This is a genomic window from Vibrio sp. 10N.261.51.A4 (assembly GCF_041471945.1).
Taxonomy (GTDB): Bacteria; Pseudomonadota; Gammaproteobacteria; order Enterobacterales; family Vibrionaceae; genus Vibrio; species Vibrio crassostreae_C.
On the sequence record NZ_JBFRPJ010000046.1, the window covers coordinates 87,654 to 106,715 of the forward strand.

General features: G+C 41.6%; 16 protein-coding genes and 1 pseudogene. 12 read left to right on the plus strand and 5 right to left on the minus strand.

Translation table 11 applies throughout. The annotated features are described in order from the left end of the window. Nucleotides 1-43 precede the first annotated feature (43 nt). The 5 genes from AB4384_RS10620 (at nt 44) to AB4384_RS10640 (ending at nt 5,799) form a co-directional block, all read left to right on the plus strand. Entirely contained in the window at nt 44-586 is a 543-nt protein-coding gene (locus AB4384_RS10620; protein ID WP_017097758.1) for a TRAP transporter small permease, read from the plus strand. Nucleotides 587-623: 37 nt separating this feature from the next. After that, complete coding sequence (locus AB4384_RS10625) at nt 624-1,964, plus strand: TRAP transporter large permease (protein ID WP_017064290.1); 1,341 nt, start codon at nt 624-626, stop codon at nt 1,962-1,964. Between the two features lie 11 nt (nt 1,965-1,975). Continuing rightward, nucleotides 1,976-2,896 carry a cache domain-containing protein gene (locus tag AB4384_RS10630; RefSeq protein ID WP_372129476.1) on the plus strand — a complete coding sequence of 307 codons (921 nt, stop codon included), beginning with the start codon at nt 1,976-1,978 and terminating at the stop codon, nt 2,894-2,896. A gap of 236 nt (nt 2,897-3,132) precedes the next feature. Next, nucleotides 3,133-3,705, plus strand: coding sequence for a hypothetical protein (locus AB4384_RS10635; protein WP_372129478.1), 573 nt, complete (start codon nt 3,133-3,135; stop codon nt 3,703-3,705). A gap of 486 nt (nt 3,706-4,191) precedes the next feature. After that, complete coding sequence (locus AB4384_RS10640) at nt 4,192-5,799, plus strand: BCCT family transporter (RefSeq protein ID WP_102321318.1); 1,608 nt, start codon at nt 4,192-4,194, stop codon at nt 5,797-5,799. 219 nt (nt 5,800-6,018) lie between these two features. Here AB4384_RS10640 and AB4384_RS10645 read toward each other — a convergent pair whose 3' ends face one another. After that, a complete protein-coding gene (locus AB4384_RS10645; RefSeq protein ID WP_102321319.1) occupies nt 6,019-6,945 on the minus strand; it encodes a M14 family metallocarboxypeptidase in 927 nt (308 codons plus the stop codon). A 174-nt stretch (nt 6,946-7,119) separates the two neighbouring features. Between AB4384_RS10645 and AB4384_RS10650 the strand changes: the two genes are divergently transcribed. After that, a complete protein-coding gene (locus AB4384_RS10650; RefSeq protein ID WP_102321320.1) occupies nt 7,120-8,025 on the plus strand; it encodes a DUF808 domain-containing protein in 906 nt (301 codons plus the stop codon). Nucleotides 8,026-8,142: 117 nt separating this feature from the next. Here AB4384_RS10650 and pyrC read toward each other — a convergent pair whose 3' ends face one another. From pyrC to AB4384_RS10665, 3 genes are all read right to left on the minus strand, one after another. Then, nucleotides 8,143-9,171: a dihydroorotase gene (gene pyrC, locus AB4384_RS10655; protein WP_372129481.1), complete on the minus strand. Its 1,029-nt coding sequence runs from the start codon at nt 9,169-9,171 to the stop codon at nt 8,143-8,145. Between the two features lie 192 nt (nt 9,172-9,363). Continuing rightward, the gene (locus tag AB4384_RS10660; RefSeq protein WP_017059962.1) at nt 9,364-9,522 is read right to left on the minus strand and encodes a YqaE/Pmp3 family membrane protein; all 159 of its coding nucleotides are present in this window, start codon (nt 9,520-9,522) and stop codon (nt 9,364-9,366) included. Between the two features lie 286 nt (nt 9,523-9,808). Continuing rightward, complete coding sequence (locus tag AB4384_RS10665) at nt 9,809-11,497, minus strand: adhesion domain-containing protein (protein WP_372129482.1); 1,689 nt, start codon at nt 11,495-11,497, stop codon at nt 9,809-9,811. 743 nt (nt 11,498-12,240) lie between these two features. Between AB4384_RS10665 and AB4384_RS10670 the strand changes: the two genes are divergently transcribed. The 6 genes from AB4384_RS10670 to AB4384_RS10695 all read left to right on the plus strand — a co-directional run bounded on the left by AB4384_RS10670 (nt 12,241) and on the right by AB4384_RS10695 (nt 18,705). Further along, a complete protein-coding gene (locus AB4384_RS10670; RefSeq protein WP_102321323.1) occupies nt 12,241-12,771 on the plus strand; it encodes a hypothetical protein in 531 nt (176 codons plus the stop codon). 66 nt (nt 12,772-12,837) lie between these two features. After that, nucleotides 12,838-13,365 (plus strand): hypothetical protein, encoded by a 528-nt coding sequence (locus AB4384_RS10675; protein WP_240800848.1) that lies wholly within the window; start codon nt 12,838-12,840, stop codon nt 13,363-13,365. After that, nucleotides 13,365-16,166 carry a CS1-pili formation C-terminal domain-containing protein gene (locus tag AB4384_RS10680; RefSeq protein ID WP_372129483.1) on the plus strand — a complete coding sequence of 934 codons (2,802 nt, stop codon included), beginning with the start codon at nt 13,365-13,367 and terminating at the stop codon, nt 16,164-16,166. The genes AB4384_RS10675 and AB4384_RS10680 overlap by 1 nt, the downstream gene beginning before the upstream one ends. Nucleotides 16,167-16,179: 13 nt before the next feature. Further along, nucleotides 16,180-16,884: a hypothetical protein gene (locus AB4384_RS10685; RefSeq protein WP_372129485.1), complete on the plus strand. Its 705-nt coding sequence runs from the start codon at nt 16,180-16,182 to the stop codon at nt 16,882-16,884. After that, complete coding sequence (locus AB4384_RS10690) at nt 16,841-17,968, plus strand: hypothetical protein (protein ID WP_372129486.1); 1,128 nt, start codon at nt 16,841-16,843, stop codon at nt 17,966-17,968. Before AB4384_RS10685 ends, AB4384_RS10690 begins: the two co-directional genes overlap by 44 nt. Beyond that, the gene (locus AB4384_RS10695) at nt 17,965-18,705 is read left to right on the plus strand and encodes a LysM peptidoglycan-binding domain-containing protein (protein WP_065584792.1); all 741 of its coding nucleotides are present in this window, start codon (nt 17,965-17,967) and stop codon (nt 18,703-18,705) included. The genes AB4384_RS10690 and AB4384_RS10695 overlap by 4 nt, the downstream gene beginning before the upstream one ends. Before the next feature lie 153 nt (nt 18,706-18,858). Here AB4384_RS10695 and AB4384_RS10700 read toward each other — a convergent pair. Beyond that, nucleotides 18,859-18,933, minus strand: a pseudogene (locus AB4384_RS10700) (IS3 family transposase); the annotation flags it as partial. Between the last annotated feature and the right edge of the window lie 129 nt (nt 18,934-19,062).

Genomic DNA, 19,062 nt, shown 5'->3' on the forward strand with positions numbered 1-19,062 from the left:
GTGAGCGACTGGTTGTCATGTGGAAATCAACATTGGAGGTTATATGTCAGTCGCTAAAACAATAAAAAAGCACCTAAACAACATTGAGGAATATACATGTTGTCTGCTGCTCGCAAGCTTTGTCCTATTGCTATTCACACAAATCATTACTCGTCAGTTCTTTGATTACTCCATACCTTGGGGTGATGAAGTGGCCACTTACATGTTCGTTTGGTTTGCTTACTTGGGAGCGGTAGTAGCGGCCAAAATGTCGGCCCATAACCGAGTGAGCTTTCACTTCAAATTCTTTCCGCCAATCGTACAAACCGTTAGCGAAACCATCGCTGACTTCTTATGGCTCTGCTTCAACGGTTACTTTGTTTACCTCAGTTACGACTTCGTGTTTAACAAAATGAACCTGTTTTGGAAATCTCAAACCACAGGCATCCCGATGAAGTATTTCTACATGATTTTACCTATCGCGTTTTCCCTAATGATGATTCGAATTATCTGGAACAACTACGAGCGTTTATTCAAAGGCGCAACCAACGAAGATCCAGAAGTCAAAGAGCTGCGAAAAATGACGGCACAAAAGTCAGCGCAGTAGTCATCACAGAGAATAGTCGTAATAGAGAGATGTAATAATGGAATCCTATTTAACTCTAATTTTATTTGGTGGCTTCTTAACCCTGTTAATTCTGGGTGCACCAATCACGGTATCACTGGCCGGCGCTTCAATGGCGGCCTATATGTTGCTCGACAAAAATCCCATCGCTTTGGTACAAATTGCGTTTACTTCGGTGGGTAACTTCCCATTAATGGCGCTGCCAGCCTTTGTTCTTGCTGGCGCACTAATGGAGGCGGCGGGGATCTCCAAACGTCTGGTGGATATCGCCGAAAGCTTAGCTGGCCCAGTAACGGGTGGCCTTGGCGCGGCAACGGTAATGGCGTGTCTTTTCTTTGGCGCTATCTCGGGTTCAGGCCCTGCAACAACCGCAGCGGTAGGCATGTTGATGGTGCCCGCGATGGTTAAGCGTGACTACGATAAGAGCTACGCATCGGCAGTAACGGCCGCATCAGGTGGCTTGGGCATCATCATTCCGCCATCCATCCCTTTGGTTATCTTTGGCATTTCTGCGATGGGATTAATGGCACCGCCAGAAGCTATTGCTCAGCATGGCCAGTTTGCTTCTTTGTCTATTCCAAAACTGTTTGTTGCTGGGGTTGTGCCGGGTTTCATTATGGCGTCGACGCTAGTGGTCACTAACTATTTTATTGCTAAGCGTGAAGGCTATAAAGGGTTAACCGAAACATGGTCGTTTGGTGATGTAAGGCATTACTTGCGTCGCGGTTTATGGTCGATATTAGCGCCATTCCTGATTCTTGGTGGTATCTACAGCGGTATGTTCACACCAACAGAGTCTGCGGTTGTGGCGATTTTTTATTCGCTATTTGTGGGTGTGTTTATTCACCGAGAATTATCGTTCAAAAGCGTGATGAAGTCTTTGTCGACCACCACATGGATCACTGGGCGTGTATTGTTAATCCTTTTTGCTGCCACCGTGTTCGGACGTTTGTTGATTGAGCAAAAAATCCCAGTAGTGGTTGCCGAGTCCCTACTCAGCTTTACCGACAACATGTACATGGTGTGGGCACTAACGATTACTTTGCTGCTGTTCATCGGTATGTTCATGGAAACCTTGGCGGCGATCATGATCATTGTGCCAGTGCTGCTACCAATCATGTACATGCTGGGCGCCGATCCTACCCATGTTGGTATCGTGGTGGTGTGTACGCTATCGATAGGTTTTGCTACGCCTCCACTCGGTGAAAATATCTTTGTCGCCTCGGGGATTGGGGGCTCTACGGTCGAGCAGATCACCGCGAAGATCCATCCCTTTGTACTTGCGTCTGTCGTGGGCGTTTTCGTTATCGCTTTCTTCCCACAAATCACGCTTTGGCTACCGTCCTTAGTCGGCTATTAGGAGACACAACGATGAATCTATCCAGAATAATCCTTATTGGCTGCGCCTTGTTTGCTGTGGTCAGCGGCATTGGATTGCGTGCAGAGCATTCAGAAGTCGAGAAAGAGGTTAAGCCAGTCAATGTGCTCGATATTTCTGAGCCACATGTGGTCAGTGACGCTGAAAGAAGAGCCAAAACCTTGTTGGCGAAAGCGGTGGTGCACGTTCAAAAAGAAGGTGACGACAGCGTGAAAGACTTCATGAGTGATGCCGAATACATAGACGGTGAGCTCTATGTGTTTGCTCTTGGGATTGATGGCCAATTCCTTGCCAGTGGCGGTTCTTCCATGGTGCTGGTGGGCGACAGTGTGTTGGATACCCAAGACGTTTACGGCAATCCTTTTTTCCGTGAAATGATTACCAAAGCGGTACACAAGGGTTTTGGTGAAGTGAAGTATCACTGGACCAACCCAACCGATCGCATGGGTGAGCCGAAAACGACTTTCTTTGAGCGTGTCGGCGATGTGATTGTCGCTGTGGGTTATTACCCAGAACGTTCCAGTGCTGCTGAGGCTAAGAATTTATTGGCGAGAGCCATGACCGCGATAGTGGAGTCAGAACAAGAGAGTTTAACGGAGTTCAATGACGCCGAAGGAAGTTTTGTAGAAGGAGACTTATATGTGTTTGTGATGGATATGAGCTCTGGAAAACTGCTCGCGCATGGCGTGTCTCCTGAGCTTGTTGGGCGTTCACACAACGAAATTCTAAGCCCTGACGATAAGCCGATTCTCACTGAGATGTTAAATCTAGCCAAAGAAAATGGTCGTGGCGTTTACACTTATCGATGGTTAAATCCGCTGTCGAGCAAAGTGGAAACTAAGCACACTTACTATCGAGTTATCGACAATAAGTTGGTTGGGGTGGGTTATTACACAAATTCAAACAACACGTAAACGCGTTTCTACCGAACCCTCAACCCAGTTAAATAAAGGGCTGGGGGCTCGAAATGCCGGTTTGTGTAAAAAAGCAATTTAGTAAAATTCACACTGTGTAATTTTTGTTGTGAAATTGTTTCAAAAATAACAGTAGTATGAAAAACATGGAAACCACACAGTAAAGAACAATTTTGAAAAGGGTCTATTGGGATGTTTGACCTAAATGAAATTTAAAGCCGTACGAGGGATAGACTATGAATATGCTGACACTAGACAAAACAGAACTTCACAGAAACCATTCAACATTTATTGCTGAAGCTGTCTTTGCCGTCGAAATGGTGAAAGCAGACAAGCAATTCGAAAAACAAAAAATGGCGAAACAGTTGCTTGATACTCTATTTCCTCTCGAGACGGGTTCACATGAAGATGTAGTGAGCTACGAGATCGATTACCGACACGTTCAGGTTTACTTCAAGAATGGCGAACATACTGGACTGAAACGCGCTAAACACTTTGTGGCTTACACAGGTGATAAATCTAAGCCTTCAGCAATACTATTCCGTGATGAAAGCGGTACGCACGTTGAAGTGACAATCGGCGCTCGTAAAGGCACAGGCCGCCTGGAGTTGGTTGATATTCAAGATATCCAATTAGAGACATGCACCACGTTTGGTCAAACTGAGGCGAGCCGTTCTTCTGGCATCCGTCACTGGGTGAGCTTAGTAAAAGGCGATGAAAGTGGCCGCCCGAATGCATCAAGTGAAGACAAAGAGTTCACGGCGAAAAATGGTGAAGACTATAACCTCGGTTTTTGCTTCGCAATCTAACGTACTGTCTTTGAAATGTGCAGTGCTGATCTGTGAGACGCAGCACTGACATTTGAACACTGATTTCTCTTTTACCTTTGGTAACTTTCCCCGCCCCTATAGCGGGGCTTTTTTATTAGAGCTATAAGTAAATTGGGTGATTATTAAAATTATCTGAAAAAAGTTTGGATGTGATTTTACGGTGCGTCATTTTAATTTAAATTGTTGTATTTGATGGTTTTTATTCTTTTATTTTATTCTGTTTTTATTGGGTTAACTATCACTATCAGCTCCGGTTTGGGTGACTATTGAGCTAAAACTCAGTCAAAATGCTTTGAGCTGTGCTATAATGCGCGCCTTGGGATTGAGCCAGTAAGTCCATTTGTCACTAACTATTGTGATTTTTATTGCCTTTTATTTAGGCGGTTCGGCGAGCCAATCAAGTAGTAATTGGATACGGAGAGCGTCCTTATATTCGTTGATTCGGATATGCGAACATCATAATTTATGAGTTTTAAATCAAAAAAATACAGTATTGATTCTACTGACTATCAAGTTGGTCAAGATAACGTCAGTAAATGGGGCATGGATGTCCATAACACAGTCTTCGTAGCCTCAGTAGGCTTATCTCTTCTCTTCATCATCACTCTTCTTGCTCTTCCTCCTGCAGATGCTAAAGCTGCAATTGATTCTATTAAGGGTGCTGTTCTATCAAAGTTTGACTTCCTGTTTATGTGGGGAGCTAACATCATGCTAGCGTTTGCTGTAGTTCTTGCTTTTTCACCGTTGGGTAAAATCCGTTTAGGTGGTGAAGACGCGACGGCGGACTATTCAATGTCATCTTGGATTGCGATGTTATTCGCAGCAGGTATGGGTATTGGACTTATCTTCTGGGGTGTTGCAGAGCCAACTGCGTTCTTCACTAACTGGTTCGGAACGCCATTAGACGCAGAACCTTTCACAGCCGCTGGTCGTGAACTGGCGCTAGGCGCAACCGTATTCCACTGGGGTTTTCATGCATGGGCTATCTATGGCATGACGGCGCTTTGTCTGGCGTACTTTGTTTATAACAAAGGCTTACCGCTATCAATGCGTTCTGTGTTTTACCCAATTCTGGGTGAGCGTGTGTGGGGCAAAACTGGTGATGTAATCGATGTACTAACCGTACTGGTTACTCTGTTTGGCCTTGCGACTTCATTGGGCTTAGGTGGTACACAAGCAGCAAGTGGTATTAGCCACGTGTTCGGCTTGGAAAACAACATCTTCCTTCAGCAATCTATCATCGTTCTGATCATGGGCTTGGCGATCATCTCTGTACTACGTGGTATGGACGGTGGTGTTAAGTTCCTAAGTAACCTGAACATGGTTATTGCATTCATATTCCTTGGTCTTATCGCTGTATTGAACTTCACAACTGTGCTTGATTCAATGGCAACGGCGGCAACGGGCTATGTGAAAAATATCGTAGCTTTGAGCCAAAGCTCTGGCCGTGAAGACACAACATGGCTGCATGGCTGGACTGTATTCTACTGGGCATGGTGGGTTGCGTATGCACCATTCTTCGGTATGTTCGTAGCGCGTATTTCTAAGGGCCGTACGGTTCGTGAATTCCTACTTTGCGTATTGATTATCCCAACACTGGTAACGTCTGCTTGGATGTCTATCTTTGGTGGCGTGGCTATCGAGCAAGTGATCAGTCATGTGGGGCAACTTGGCCTCGACCAAGGCATCACAGACGTATCTCTAAGCTTGTTCTACATGCTAGACGCTTACCCGTTTGGTAGCATTCTATCGGTTATCGCTGTAGCACTGATCATCGTGTTCTTCGTTACAACACTAGACTCAGGTTCTATCGTTATCGATGGCATGACGGCGGGCGGTAAGCTTGAAGTTCCAGTTAAACAGAAAGTGGTTTGGGCGGTTATCTCAGGCGCTATCGCAATGGTGATGTTGTGGATTGGTGGTACTCAATCTATCCAAGCACTGCAATCGATCACAATCATTGCTGCACTGCCGTTTACGATCATTCTTCTGATTGGTTGTTTCAGCTTGTTGAAAGGTCTACTGACTGAAGTAGACAAAGGACAAACAAGCGTTAGCGAAACAGCGAAATAAAGTAGCTAAGCCGCTGAGTAAGTCATTAGTTAATTAACGACTTATTCCAGAGGAAGCGTTATTTCAAAGCTCTCTTGTACTGCAAGGGAGCTTTTTTATGCCTGATAAGAAATAATAGGTAAGAGAAAGAGACAAAAAAAGAGCCACAAGCGAATCGTCACTTGTGGCTCTTTTTAGTTTTAGGGCTTAGCTCTAGTGCACTAGCTACTAGCTATTAGTTTACGCGTTTAGTTCGTGTTGAATTACATAATCCAAAGCACCGACTACTGCAGCAACCTGAGCGTCATTACACTCTTCGTCTGTCACTTTGTCGCTGTCTGGGTAAACCTCTGTGGTTGTACCGTACTTACAATCAGTCACACCGCCACATAACCCAAGCTTCTTCATTGGGTAGTTAATCACACCATGTTGGGTAACTTCAGAACCAATGATCTTGCCGTCTGCATCTGCTGGCGCAATGTGCGTTACTTTTTCAACTGAAGCAATTACCGCCGCTTGGAACTCAGGCTGTGGATTTTCAGTATCGCCAACCGTGTAGAAACCGTCTGGGATCATGCCTTCGATGTACTCAATGCCATCACGAGCAGCAAGTGCCGGGCGGAATTCTGTCTCATCAGAATCTGTCGTTTCATGTAGATCAACGTGAACCAAGATTTCTGGTAAAGAAGCGACTAATGCACGTAGGTTTGCTGATTCTTCTGCTGGCGTACCGTCGTAGAAAGAGCGGTTTGGATCGACAGCATTTGGGTTCCAACGGTTGATCACTTCATAACCCCAAGGGCTCACACAAGGTGCAACAACAATGTTGAAGTGCGCAGTGTATTGTTCTGCTTGAGTGGCGGCGAACTTGATCGCGCCATGTACACCACTGGTTTCGTAACCGTGAACACCACCGGTGACCAGAATCGTTGGCTTTGATTCATCCCAGTTTTTGCTCTTGATTGCAAAAAGCGGGAAGCGAGCTTCGTCGTAGCTCAATGCACCGTATTGTTCGATGTCGAAGCGGTCTGCGAGTGCTTGGATTTTTGGCACAACTTCTTGTTGATATTCACGCTTAACCGTTCTTTGAGCGAACCATGCTTGACGTTCTGCTTGTTGCCATTTTTTTCCAGGCTCACCGATTGGGTAGGAGTATTCACTTTTCATCTATACTTCTTCTTTTATGTTCGTGAAAGATGAAGACAGACTAGTCCTGTCTAGCTGAGACGGCAATAGAAAACACAACTTGTGACTCTATTTTTTACAGACTCATAACTTTGATGAGTGGATTGATGGTGTTACATTTTATCAATTGTTTAATCCCTTAAAAGAGACCATAAAATGGCTGGAGCAAGTTTATTAACGCTACTGGATGACATTGCAACCGTGTTGGATGATGTCGCACTGATGTCTAAGGTGGCAGCTAAAAAAACCGCTGGCGTGTTGGGGGATGATTTAGCGCTGAACGCTCAGCAGGTATCCGGTGTTTCTGCTGAAAGAGAAATCCCAGTGGTATGGGCGGTTGCAAAAGGCTCATTTAAAAACAAGCTGATTTTGGTGCCCGCGGCATTATTGATCAGTGCCTTTATTCCTTGGCTGATCATGCCTTTGCTTTTGATTGGTGGTCTGTTTCTTTGTTTTGAAGGCGCAGAGAAAATCTTAGAGAAGCTGTTTCCTCATTCTCATCAAGATGATGAAAAGGGAGAGGATACGAGTACTGGCGAATCCATAGAGGAATATGAGAAGAGAAAGGTCGCAGGCGCGATTCGTACTGATTTCATATTATCTGCGGAAATCATCGTGATAGCTCTGGGTACCGTGACGGGTACAAGTATCGTCACTCAGATTCTTGTCGTGAGTTTGATTGCAGTTGTGATGACGATTGGTGTTTATGGCTTAGTTGCTGGGATCGTGAAGTTGGACGATTTAGGTTTCTATCTCCAGCGAACATCGAATGGGAGTACCATTAAAACTCAATTGGGTAACGGGCTAGTCGCGTTTGCGCCCAAGTTAATGAAGACGCTTGCTGTGGTCGGTACTGCGGCGATGTTCTTGGTTGGCGGAGGTATTGTGGTGCACAACGTTCCTGCGATTCATCACTTAATTGAGCCGATTATTATGGACTTCAGTGGGCATACGATTGCGACTGCGGTGGTACCAACGCTATTAAATGGTGTGATTGGGGTTTTATCTGGATTGATTGTCGTTGCTATTTGGACTGCTATCGGAAAAATTCGCGGTAAGTAATCGTTAAATTACTGCTGGGAATAAGACAGTCTTTCATCGAAACAAAAAAGGGTCACCATAATTACTATGGTGACCCTTTTCGCTAAATGGAGGGTGTTTATTTAACAGCCCAAGTGCTTATTTTACAGACCAAGCAATCGCCTCGCCGCCACGGATTGGCACAACGATGTCTGAACCGAAAGGCATCGTTTCAGCAACATTCCACTCTTCTTTAACGAGCGTAATTGTATCTGAGTTACGTGGCATGCCGTAGAAGTCTGGGCCATTGTGGCTCGCGAATGCTTCTAGGTTCTCAATCTTGCCTTCTAAATCGAATACTTCAGCGTACAGTTCAACCGCAGCGTGCGCTGTGTAAGAACCTGCACAACCACACGCTGACTCTTTTGCACCTTTAGCGTGTGGTGCAGAGTCTGTACCCAAGAAGAACTTCTTGCTGCCGCTTGTTGCCGCTTCGATAAGCGCTAATTGGTGCGTGTTGCGCTTTAGGATAGGAAGGCAGTAGAAGTGTGGCTTAATGCCGCCAACCAACATGTGGTTGCGGTTGTAAAGCAGGTGGTGAGCGGTGATAGTCGCAGCAACGTTGTCGTTCGCGTTCTTCACGAAAGTCGCAGCATCTGCAGTTGTGATGTGCTCTAGAACAATCTTCAGGTTAGGGAAGTCGTTCACAATCGGTGCAAGTACTGTGTCCAGGAACTGCTTCTCACGGTCAAAGATATCAACATCGTGAGTCGTTACTTCACCGTGTACCAAAAGTAGCATGCCAACTTCCTGCATTGCTTCTAGTACGTGGTAAATCTTTTGAGCAGAAGTTACGCCTGAATCAGAGTTTGTTGTTGCGCCAGCAGGGTATAGCTTCGCTGCTACAACAGCGCCAGATTCTTTCGCTTTACGAATTTCATCAGGTGTTGTGTTGTCTGTCAGGTAAAGTGCCATTAGAGGCTGGAATTGTTCACTTGGCTGCTCTGCCATGATGCGTTCACGGTAAGCAAGAGCCATTTCGGTATCGGTTACCGGTGGGATCGTATTTGGCATGATTAACGCTCGACCATTGTAACGGCTGATATCGCGAACTGTATCTTTTAATACTTCGCCATCGCGTAGATGAACGTGCCAGTCGTCAGGACGAGTAATCGTAAGTTGTGTCATTGAAGGCTCCCACCATTTGAAGTGTTATGTAGTTGGAGCCTAAACTCAGCGAAATCTGTGAAAGCAATCGCTTACGTTTAGGCGACAGGATGATAGTGGAAAAGTACTTTCATTTCATCCTATTTTTAACTCTTCATGGCTAGGAGCTTGTTTTTATGGATATTTTATTCGGTATCTATTTGTTAATAAGGGTTAGCGGGTGGCTACCCACAGACCATGGATCATTCCTGGAACCCAGAAGAAGAAAGTAAGAATGATATTAATCACCAAATCTTTCCCGGCGCCGCGAGCGAAGAACACGCCAACAGGCGGAAGCAGTACACATAAGATGATAATGACGAGTTTGTTCATGATAAATCCTTTTTATTCAATGAAAGTTCAATGCGGTAAACGTGTTCATATTATAGAACGTCTCGAGAGTGTTACGGCATTGCTGCCTTAATGTACCAAAATAGAAAGCTAAACATCTCAAGATACTAGCCTAGTATCAAGTGTTTAATGCCTGCCAGTTCGACTAAAGTTAGATTGGATGTAATAGTGAGGTTTGAGTTGAAATTGTTTAAATTGAAACATAAATAGTGTGCAGTCTAGCGTTAAACTAGTTACGAATAACTAGTTTAACGCTAGCGTCTTAGGATTATTCGGTATCAACCCAAAGCTCTAATCCATTTAGGTAGCTGTCTCCTGTGGCCCTAAAGCCTGTTAACTGCTCATCTGCGGTTAGAGTATATTCATCGCTATAGTGACCTGAGTAAGATTTGCTACCACAGGTTAACAGTAAGCCACCAGATTTATTATATAGAAAGAGTCGAGACATATCGTTTCCAGACCCAAACTCTGTGGGTCCCCAGACAGCTCTAACTCTACCTATGTCAGCAACGTTTATTGTATGTTTGGCTCCGCCAGTGCCTCCAATATGAGCACCTCCTACCTGCGAGATAGAATCTACAATAAACCCACAGCCAAACGTCACTTGAGCATTGATACGAGTATCAAATAGATAATCATTACCAATGTCATCACCAAGGAATTTAACTGGATACCCTAGAGGTGTTGCATCGACGCAAGCAGCAAATCGAACACTCGAATTGGCATCATATGTACTAACAACTCTATCTGCCATGTTTACGGAATGATGATAGCTAGTTCCACTTGCTCCTTGGTTACTAGCCCAGTAGCTAACGTCAATTGGCCAGTTGTGATTAGTAAACAAACGGCCACTAGTATTGCCATCATCATATAGGCTTCGAAGTTCCGTCACCGTTGGCAATCGTGCTCCTCTAGCTTGGCACAAGTGATTAGCAGTGTGCCAATCGTGAGAAGCCGTGGTGATACCATTTAAAGCGGTAGTACCGTTACCAACTTGAGGTGTGGCGATGATTTCAGCATCTTTAGCATCTGCGTACATCAACGGTGGTAGGTAGATATTCCCTGAGACGATTGGCTCATATGGGTTACCGACGTAACCTTGCAAAATTCCTGTGGCATAGCCCCCTTTTCCATCAGACACAACATAGGACACAGATGTTTCTCCAGGTTGGGTACTAGTGAAATCAAACTCAGTATCATTGAAAAGATTACCATCGTTGTTGGCATCGTTTGGAATTAAGATGGTTGCACCAAAGCTGTATATGTCAACGAGATGAAGAGTATCACCGTCAGGGTCACTTATAAGATCCGTAACATTGAACCTTAATTGTTTACCATAAGGAATTTTAGCTACCTCGTCACCAGAGTCTGGATCTATATAACTGATTTTCCTACGAGATTCTGCTGTTGGTGCACTGTTTGTGTCTGTTGAGACCGCGATATCAATACTACCAGCTAACACACTTGAACCATCACTATAGCTATATAGGATGCGTTCTACGCCGCTTGGTATGCCATCTCCTGGGGTGTAATCAATCGTATTAGTTGATGTGTTTGCAATAGCAGTTGAATTTGTCGCATCACCATTAGGCAATGTAACCGTGGTTGCTAATGCATATGTGCTTGTGTCTAGAGAGTACCCCGCGTTCCCAAGCTCTTTAGCGATATCTATTTGTACAGATGTGAAAGAGGAGGTTAGTCCTGAAATCGGTGTAAGTTGCTCAGTTGACTCACCGACAGCCGCACGAACTGTCGCTTCAGCAAAACCATCTCCTGATGTTGCTGAAGTAGCGCTAATACGCGCCTCTCCATGGTTACTATGGGAGCTCATAGCGATGTCAGAAGGTAGCGCAGCGCCAACTCGATAGCGGTAGTCGCACACTTTTGCACTTTGAGCGCTAATGGTGAAGCCATTGGCATTTTGGGATACAACATTACAATCATAGCTATTATTCAAAGACGTAACTGTCGTTAATGTAACTGACGAATCATCAGATGACTCCATATTATTCGACAAATCAACAAAAAAGGTATTTGTGGGAGTGCTTTGACGAATTACATCCTGAGCATAGTAAAGGGTATCTCCTGATGTTGGAGATTCGGGTTTGGAGTTAGTAGTCGCTTCGTCGCTAGATGCACCACACCCAAACAGCGCCAATGATATCGCTACTGACAGGGAAAATTTATGAAAAGGTGCGTATGTACTTATTCTCATCATGTATTTAATACTCATTAGTGAATGTTATGGGAATTAAGCAAAGAGAGCACAGCCCATTATTTATTTGCGTATTCTAACAAGGCTAAATCACTTTAAATTAGCACGAGCTAGTATCTGGCACTGGTGAGTGCCTAGTTGACAGCTGGCGCTATTAGCAATGATATAAGTTAAAACTCAAACTGTTATACGTCTCTAGTATTTATATTGAAGTGGGGTTGTTCATGTGAATAACTACTTTTATAAGATAAGACCGAAGGTGGGATCTAATACCAGTTACTAAATTAGCGAATGAGTAACCTAAGGAATTAAATGCCTAGGTTATTTTTTAGGTGAATGGTTTTCTTGCTCAAATATCCACTAGGCATATCGTAAGGTCACTTTTCTTTACTTGCTAACCAAAACGTTTATTCATTGCATATCATACACCCGAAGTTAGCAAGGGGCTAACTAATCATATTATGAATATATCGAAGGAAATAAAAGTGAAAAAACTAACACTTATTACACTGCTATCTGCAATTACATCTGTTCCAGCTTTTTCTGCACCTGGCGATACCTCTATTGGTTCTGTAGTATTCAGCGGCTTTGTTCCTGGTTTTGTATCCAACGGTGACATCCTTGTTACTGGTGCGGGCGGTAGTGAAGACCCTGCTTCTTTTGTTGGTACGTTACAGGTGAACGCTGACGGTACGTTCGCAACGACTAAAGCAGTTGTTTTGGAAGCGCATGACTACACGGGGGCTGTGCTTGGGGCTTTAACTCCAGCTAACTGGACGGTATCACAAGTAAATGTGCTTCCAGCTTCAATGGGTGAAGTACAGCCTAACATTGTCGTCGGCGATAACCTTTCAGCGACGGAACTTACTGCAGCTGACTACTTAGCTTCAACTCAACTTTCAGCAGGCGATACGATTCAACTGTATGTTGCTAACGATACAGCACACTCAACTCCAGATGATATTGCTGGTACAGAAGTTATCGTTAACGTTGATATGATTGCAACTTTGCCATAAGAAAAAATCTCATTATTTGATAGGCACTTAATTAATTAAGTGCCTTGTTTTTCGAGGCTGATGAAAATGAATATCTATATAAATTATTTCTTTCTATTATTGCTTGTTATTTTTAGTTTCAATAGCTTTGGCTATGAAAGCTATTCATTTCCAGTAAATACACAAATAAATAGAGCGAATTTGTATGACTATTCTATAAATGTAGATTTATCTGATGAGTTTATTGCACTGAAGTATGATGGTGAGAACGAAACCTTTCTAAATGGGCGTTTTTATTCTTATATTAGAACGAATATACCAACAAGCTCTGGGGATTCGTTTGAATACAGTTATAACATATCAGAGTTCACTTCTAAATGTGTTTTCAACGATAGCGGTGAGACTATGTATGATGATTTTGTCGATCTCTATATCGATAGAAAACATTACTCTGATATTTCAGATATACCAAACTTTGAATTTAATAATATTAAAAATACTGAATATGAAAACTCTACCAATGAATTTGAATTAGTGACAAATAAAAATATACCGAGTGATGAGCCATTAGATTGCAATGGTCGTATTACGTTCAATGTGGAGCTTCAACTATAATGTTTATTAGACTTTGGTTTGGTTTAAACTTAATTATCATATTTTTCTTGGCCATAATATATAGTTCAAAATCCGTCGCAAATATTCCAGATGGATTTGAAGATATGTTTGAAGAGAAGTTGATAAGAATGCCACTAATTCTCTCGGCTGATAACAACAAATTATTCTATTCGGAAGCTTTCATCTCGGGTGATGAAGTAAGAATTCCCACTTCACAAAAACAACTTGTAGCACAAGCATTGGCGAATGAACTTGGTATTGAGAAAGATGTTAGCGATGCGATGGCAACAACACTGGTAAATGGGGTTGAATCGAGCCTAGATTGTAAAGGTTATCGAAGTGAATGTGGTCTACTACCTGATTTATATGATTTTGTTTATGTGCCAGATAGCCAATCATTGATTATTCATGTTAACTCACAATTCTTAACTGAGATAATAGAAGAGTCAGAAATAAAATTTGTAAAAGAAGAGATCGATCAAAACGCAATCATTATGTCACATGGTTTGAATCTATCTGGTTCTTATAGCGACAACACTGATTATACATCGTCTTATTCTTATCAACATGAAAATTATGCAGGTTTTGGCAAGTATGGCTATTTGCATAATGATCTAAACTTTAGTGATGTCAATGGTTTCAGTTCGGATGACTCATCGTATAACTATGTTGGTGGTAATACTCGTTTCTCTGTCGGGTATAAATACCAAGAACGCCCTTGGAATAGTACTCAGTTTTTAGAAAATGGCAGCAAAACTTCTGGTTACATGTTGTCGATTGGATCGACGAGAGAGCTAGTAAAAAAATCATCTTCTAATTCTAGACGAGTATATTTGAACATTTCAAGAGCTGGTCGACTAGAAATTAATGATGATAGAGGCCGTGTTCTATTAAGTCGTAATGTGGATGCAGGGCAAGAATACTTTGACTATAACGAGCTACCATTTGGTACTTATACTGCGACAATTCGAATATTTGATGGCAGTGAAGAGTTTTACACAGAAGATAGGTTGATAGTCAATACAAGCTCTTCGTCGATTAAAACCGGCGAACTAGATTATCATATTACAGCCGGTTATTTATCAAGAGACCTGACGAATACGGGACTAGAGGACGATTTTGACCAGAAATCCATCAACTTTGCTTATGATAATTATGAAAGTCCAATGTTCACCAATGGGAAATTGAGCTATCAAGTTACGGATTTTTTTGCACTGGGTGCAGGTTCGTTTATTACAGGGGAAGATAATTATAATTATGTTGGTGGTCACTTATCTTTAGGGGAAGTGTCCAGAATATCGGCAGTAACAGGATTATTTGACGATGGATCTAGTTTTTATAATTTTGATGTGGGGATTTATAACTTAAGTGTATCTTACACAAAATTTGACAGTGAAAATGATAATAGTATTGGAGATATTAGTTTGTCTCAACTTTTATTCAGTAACTCGAACTATACGTCATTATCAGTAAATTACAACAAGTACTTAACGAGAAATATATCATCATATATATCGGGTATATTAACAAAAAACCAATATAAAGATTTTAGTAATGGTTATAATAATGAATCAGAAAGTTGGTCTGCAAGAAGTGGCGTGCAGATATCATCATTACCACTTGACTCAAAGGTGAACTTAGAGTTATCAGCAAGTGAATCGAGCGATATAAATTATGGTGTTATGGCCTCAATAATTATTCCAATAGGCCAGGAAAACACATACACACATAGTACACAAGCACAAATAGATGATAGTGGTGATGTTGCGCTATCGCATAGAGATACAGTCTCAAGTAGTCTAATTAACAGAAACAATCTAAATGTATCAAGCTCTGCGGGACTTTATTATCAAGATTCTACTGAAGACCAAAGCAGTGCCGATTTATCATTGTCTGCAAATTATAAGAATAAATATATTGACTCAAACTCTTATACCTATATCAATTCAAGTAGCAATACAAGTGTTTCTGCATATATTGGTACAAGTAATATCATAACTTCTCAAGGAATAGAGTTTACGAGTGAAAAGTCATCTTCTTATTTTATTTCGAATAATGATACAGGGGAACTGTCTTCGGATGGAAAATTCTTGGCGGTAGTTAACTCCGAGCAGAATGGAAAACAAAGCAATGCTTATGTTAGTGGAGATGCTTTGACGGTATATCCATTAAAAGAGTTCTATGAATATGAATTCAAGCTTGATACGGAAGCCTCTGATTTTTACAACAATGGTGAGTCTTATACGTCGGCTACTAGTTATCCAGGAACTGTTATCCGTTTGGATACGTCGTTGTCTGAGTTGAAATCATTTATATCGACGTTTAGTGATATAAATGGAAATCCAATAGACGGAGTTGAATGTATCGGTGGAGGTTGTGTTTCTACTGACAAGCTTGTTGAAGGTGTGTATCAATTTAAGGTGAAAGATAAACAACCTTACAAAATTATATCTAAGGAAAACCAATGTGTAATACCGGAGTTATCATCGGTTAATAATTTGAATTTAGGTAATAACTTCTGTATGCCATCATTCGAAGAAAATAGTGAAGGTTATCAGATAGCCCTAGTTGATGGTGTTTATTATTACTACTTAGGGCAATACAAGGATAGTAATATTGTATTGAACTATCAGAACAAACTGAACAACTCAGGTGTTGAAATTATAAACAAAAAGCTTGGCGGTTATTTGTATATATTCGCTAAGTCTCCTGAGCAACTAACTACGGCAAACAAACTGTATGTTGATGAACTCATTAATTATGCAGTTCATATGGAGATGACGCCATATGCTTATAACTAACATAGAGAAAATTATGCAACGTGTAATATTTACTTCGATACTATTAATGACGACCTCTTTTAGCCATGCATTTAGCATAGATAAAATGCTTCTTATAGCTGGAGAAGATGGTAATGGAGTTTTTACTCTGACTAGTTCGAAAACTGAACCTGAATATATAAAAGGTAACGTTAGCCAAGTAAAGGTTGAAAACGGAGAGTTAGAAAAGGTAGAGCTAACAAAAGATAATTTACCTTTATGGGATCTTGCGCTATTACCCAATAAACTGATATTAAATCCGGGGGAAAGACGTCGTGTATCAGTAAAGAATTTATGTCAGGTTAATTGTGATGATTTAGAGAAGGACAAAGTTTATCAAGTGACTTTCATGCCTAGCGTTATCGATGGAGATAAAAAAGAAAGTATAATTGGTATTAATTATGGTTATGCTCCTTATTATATTGTACCTGCAAAAAATACTAATGTTGACTACAAAGTTAAATATAACGGTTCAGAAGTTTATGTGGAAAATAATGGTAACACATTTTTCTACATACAGTTTGATAACTGTAAACCGAATTATGTTAGTAACAAATGTAAACAAACTAATACAATACTATCTGGTCGAAAGAAAACCATAAAATTAGCAGAAGGCCTGCAAAATGTCGATTCGTTATCCGTTAAGGTAGCCAACCATGATTACAGTTATAACAAAAATATCACTATTAAAAAGAAATAGCCTAATTAGTATAGCGCTATTATTCACGGCTTTAGATAGTAGCCATGCTGCAGATGTATACGGAACGATTACAGCAAACAACTCTGTGGTTTGGAACAATGCGGCGCCAAATAGTTATTTCGGTAGTGAAGCTATATCTCCATCTGCATGGACGATAGCGCAAGAGCAACCAACGGCAGAGTGGTATCCCGCAACGATGGATAACCAACCCGTTAATAACGTTAGCTTTGTTAATCATTCTACAGGCGAAAGTTTTAACACCAGCCTGGAGTTGTTAGGCGTTGAGTATAATTTGGGTAGCTCGGCTAGTTATTTCACATCAAAAGACTACGGGTCAAATGTGGGAATGGGAGTTGCCAATGAGTGTGCAGCTACAAATATAAGTGGTTCGAGTGCGAAAGTGGGCCAAGAGTCGACTTTGTGTGTGTCGCGAATGGGTTACACAGCAACAAGCCGAATAGAGCCTTTTAAGTTTTATCGACCTGCTTTCGCTTTGCCTAATATCAGTAATGATGTGTTCGCAGCCCCTGTTGGATCTGGAACTTTTACGGCATCAATTAACCTTTCACCCACTTACTTTTTTACAAGTCAAACCGGTACGATGACTTATACCAGAGTGCCGGAGACGTTAATTATCACGATTGATTATCAAGCTGCGATCCTTGAATCATTAACGGTACTTGGAGACGGGAATATTGAACCCCAGTATGATACTGCAACAAAAAGGATCTCTGGTACAACGAGGTATGATGTTAGCTTGTTAGGGACTTTACCTACAGGCGTTATTATGACATTTAGCCCTACGTCAGGTGACTATGAGCTTACAAATATTGATAACTCGCTAGAAAAGATACCCTACACAATCACGTGTGCCATTGGCTGCGAAAGCCCTGACAAGATGATTGTCCAAGACGGAGTACTTAATACCGTATCTTTTCCTGATTCAGAAGTGATTACAGTGAATGGAGAAGGTAGTAACAAAGTTGATGTAGCATACGATGTTAGTTTTGATGTCGATGGAAATGCACTCAGTTCAGGTAATTACCAAGGGTCGTTTAATGTTGTTTATGAGGTGAACCTGTGAACCGACTAATTAATAATATTTTTTTTATGTTTCTAGTACTAACCAGCGGTGCAGCGGTTGCTGAGAAGCCAACTGCTCATATTTTGGGGGTAGGGGCAAACTATGGCTATAATTTTGATGGAGATATGTTTGAGAATTCTCAATCTATTTATTTTCTCTACCAATATAACCGACTTCAATTGAATCTAGGTATCAAACATTATAAATTATTAGATGATTCTGAGTACATACCTGATTTAGGTTTGCTTTATAGTATACATGATGGAGAAGAAATTGATTTAAAGGTTGGAGTCGGATTTGAAGATAAATATCCAACAATAGAGTACCTTGCTGAGTATGCTTTGAATGAATATTTCGGTGCGAGTATCGCACTTAATCAAACGTTGAATGATGATTTTGGGCAAAATCAACGAGAAGCCGTGGTTGGATTATCTTATTATTTCAATGACAGCAAGCGTAAGATTGAGTCTGACCAAGTTGAACCTCGCCCTTCGTCACTTGAAATTACGAAAGCTCCGGATTGCACATCTGACCCAACTGATACGGACTGTGACTTCGATACTATGTCTAACAGTATATCCGAAGTTGCTGTTAAGCCGACATTACCTTATGTCGTACAAGAAGGTGATTGGTTATATGAACTACGTAGAAAGTTCGGCTTCGATTTAGAAGAGATCATTGAGAGTAATGATATTGAAAATCCTGATTTGATCATTCCTGGCCAAGTATTAGAATAAGCTCTTACCGGTAACCTGATCAATATTAAAGTATTACTAGACCTATTTCTTATAAGGTATGGTGATGCTTTTTTTTTGCACTCGATTAAATCTGTCTAACTATTCATCTATGATCTTACATAGTGATCTGCTCCAGTTAGACTGGACACCGCATTAAGCGACATATTGTTTTTCAAAGTTAACTGGGCTTAGATACCCAAGAGCACTGTGCCTTCTTGTTCGATTATAGGCTTTGTTGCGTAATTCAATGGAACTAAATCAAGAACCTACGATCTGATCAGCTACCACCACTCTCTCTCGTAGCCTTATGCCTAAACCTCGTTACAAAACAACCAACTGGAAGCAATACAACCAATC